General features: G+C 74.2%; 3 protein-coding genes. All 3 read left to right on the top strand.

What is annotated here, in order from left to right:
• Positions 1–221: 221 nt before the first annotated feature.
• Positions 222–1,457, top strand: a complete 1,236-nt coding sequence (locus GWI24_RS42685) for an FAD-dependent monooxygenase (protein ID WP_210951397.1) — start codon at positions 222–224, stop codon at positions 1,455–1,457.
• Positions 1,458–1,549: 92 nt separating this feature from the next.
• Positions 1,550–2,500, top strand: a complete 951-nt coding sequence (locus tag GWI24_RS42680; protein ID WP_210951396.1) for a GlxA family transcriptional regulator — start codon at positions 1,550–1,552, stop codon at positions 2,498–2,500.
• A gap of 103 nt (positions 2,501–2,603) precedes the next feature.
• The coding region (locus tag GWI24_RS42675) for an SDR family NAD(P)-dependent oxidoreductase (protein WP_210951395.1) at positions 2,604–3,107 on the top strand (504 nt) is incomplete at its 3' end.

Genomic DNA, 3,107 nt, shown 5'->3' with positions numbered 1-3,107 from the left:
CCGGAGTCCCGTAGGTCCCGTACCAGCCGTCCCCGTCCGGCGAACCATCCCCCCAAAGACGCCCGGCGCCGCCCTTCAGCCGGGCCTGCTACGGCTCCGCTGCCCGATCCCCCCGCGCGGGCAAGCGGAGCCGTAGCGCGTCCAGGGGCTGTCACAGGCGCCCGATGCCCGATGCCCACGGCCTGAGCCCTGGACCCTGAGCCCGACCAGCAGGAGGCGCGATGATGCGCGAGATCGACACCGATGTGTGCGTGGTCGGGGGCGGCCCGGCCGGTCTGGTGCTGGCGCTGCTGATGCTGCGGTCGGGGGCTCGGGTGACCGTGGTGGAGTGCGCCCGCGCGCATCAGCGCGTGGTCCGCGGCGAAATACTCCAGCCCGGCGCGATGGAGCTGTTGGACGCGCTCGATGTGCTCGCCGGCGCCCGCGCCCGCGGCGCCCATGAGCACCACCGGTTCCTGGTGATCGAGGGCGAGCGGGTGCTGCTGGAGGCCGACTACCGGCTGCTTCCGGCCCCGTACGACCACCTGCTGAGCGTGGTGCGCCCCCATCTGCTGGACGAGCTCCTCGCCCGCTGCCGCCGCTCGTCCGGCTTCCGCTATCTGCCCGGACGGCGGGCCGGGGCGCTGCTGCGGCGGGAGGGGCGGATCGCCGGGGTCATCGCCGAAGGCCCGCCGGGCCGCTGTGCCGTACGGGCCCGGGTCGTGGTCGGCGCGGACGGCCGGTTCTCGCGGATCCGGCGGCTGGCCGGCATCGGGGCGGGCCGCGCCGACGCGTTCGCCCAGGATGTGCTGTGGTGCACCCTCATCGCGCCCCCGGAAGAGCCACCGGTCCGCGATGTGCGGGTGTACCGCACCGGCGGCGGCCCGGTGCTGGTCTACGGCTCCTGGCCGAACCGGATCCAGATCGGCTGGACCCTGCCGCCCCGGCGCTACGGCCATATCGCCGCCCTCGGCCTCGACCACGTCAAGGAGCGGCTGGTGCGTGCCGTGCCGCGGTACGCCACGCTGATCCGCGATCAGGTCCGCACCCCCGCCGACCTCGGTGTGCTCGATGTCTTCTCCGCACGCGCCGAGCGCTGGGTGGCCGACGGGCTGGTGCTGATCGGCGACGCCGCCCACACCCACAGCCCGATCGGCGCCCAGGGCATTAACCTCGCGGTGCAGGACGCGGTGGTGCTGCACCCCCTGCTGGCCCGTGCCCTGGCCGAGGGCGACACCAGCGCCGAGCGGCTGGCGGAGTTCGAGCGGCGGCGCGGGCCCGATATCGCGGCGGTGATGCGGATGCAGACCCTGCAGAGCCGGGCGATCCTCTCGCAGGGCGCGTTCACCACCCGGGTGCGCCCCCGTCTCGCGCGGGCGCTGCGTCATACGCCGCTCTATCGCAAGATCCTCCAGCGCATGGCCTACGGCAACCCCTCGATCCGTATCGCCGACGCCGGGGTGTGCGGCCGCGTATGACACCCCGAGCGTGATGGCTGGAAACCATCTCCACACCGACTTCTCGCCACCCCGGCATTGGCGCCATACCCCGTACAGCCTAGGTTGAGGCCATGCACACTGTCGTGATCCTGGCGCTGGACCAGGTCATCGCCTTTGATCTGGCCACCCCGATCGAGGTGTTCACCCGCACCCGGCTGCCGGACGGCCGGGAGCCCTACCGGGTCCGGGTCTGTGCCCCCGCCCCCGCCGTCGACGCCGGGGTGTTCGCCCTCCAGGCTCCGTACGGGCTCGAGGCGCTCGCCGAGGCCGACACCATCGTCGTGCCCGGCCGCGGCGACCCCCTGCTCCCGGTCCCCGACGAGGTGGTCGAGGCGCTGCGGGACGCGGCCGGGCGGGGCACCCGTATCGCCTCGATCTGCTCCGGGGCCTTCGTCCTCGCCGCCACCGGGCTGCTCGACGGACTCCGCGCCACCACGCACTGGCTCGGCGGCGCGCTGCTCGCCGAGCTTCATCCGAAGATCCAGGTCGACCCGGATGTGCTCTATGTGGACAACGGCCAGTTCCTCACCTCGGCGGGCGCCGCGGCCGGGCTCGATCTGTGTCTGCACATCATCCGGCGCGACCATGGCTCCGCCGTGGCGGCCGACGCCGCCCGGCTGTCCGTGATGCCCCTGGAACGGGAGGGCGGACAGGCCCAGTTCATCGTCCATGACCAGCCGCCCGTACCGCGCGGATCGCTCTTCGAACCCCTGCTGCGGTGGATGGAGGACAACGCCGGACGGGATCTCACCCTCAACGAGATCGCCGCCCACGTCGGCATGAGCACCCGCACCCTGAACCGCCGCTTCCGGGAGCACACCGGGACCACCCCGCTGCAGTGGCTGCACCGCGCCCGGATCCGCCAGGCGCAGTATCTCCTGGAGGCCACCACCCACCCCGTGGAGCGCATCGCCTCCCAGGTGGGGTTCGGCTCGCCCACCTCCTTCCGCGACCGCTTCAAGCGCGTCGTCGGCACCAGCCCGCACAGCTATCGCTCCGCCTTCCAGCGAAACGCCGGATAGCCGCCGAGCGAGGCACCGGACGGGGTCGGGCGCGGGTCGAGGCGGGCTCGAGTCACGACGGCGACCATGGCCTTCTCAGTGGGAACGACCGCGAGGAGCGCCCATGTTGGACCTCGGCCTGGAGGGGCGCACGGTCCTGGTCACCGGGGCCACCGGCGCCATCGGCAGCGCCGCCGCACGCGCCTTCGCGGAGCAGGGCGCCCGGGTCGCGCTCGCCTTCCGGCACCGCCGCGAGACCGCCGAGGCGCTGGCCGTCGAGCTGTCGGGACCGGACCCGGGCCGGGCCTTCGCCGTGCCGTACGCCCTGGACGACGCCGCGTCGCCGCGCTGGGTCGTGGCCGCCGTGGAGGAGCACTGGGGCGGGCTGGACATGCTGGTGGCGGCCGCCCGGCGAAGGGGCGCGCGGCGCGAGCCGCACGCCCGGTTCGAGGACGTCCCGGAGGAGCACTGGCGGCCGCTGGTCGCCGATGCCTTCGCGCCCGCGATCCGCACCGTCCAGTGGGCCGTCGCCGGGATGCGGAAGCGCGGCTGGGGCCGGATCGCGCTGGTGGCCCCGCCGCACGCGCCGGACGGCGGCCCGGGTGGGGAGTTCCACGAGGTGGCGCGG

It is taken from the genome of Streptomyces sp. MK37H (assembly GCF_018035285.1).
In the GTDB taxonomy this organism is placed as follows: Bacteria; Actinomycetota; Actinomycetes; order Streptomycetales; family Streptomycetaceae; genus Streptomyces; species Streptomyces endocoffeicus.
The sequence above is the reverse complement of the archived record's forward strand: the minus strand, read 5'-3'. Positions and strand labels throughout refer to the sequence as shown.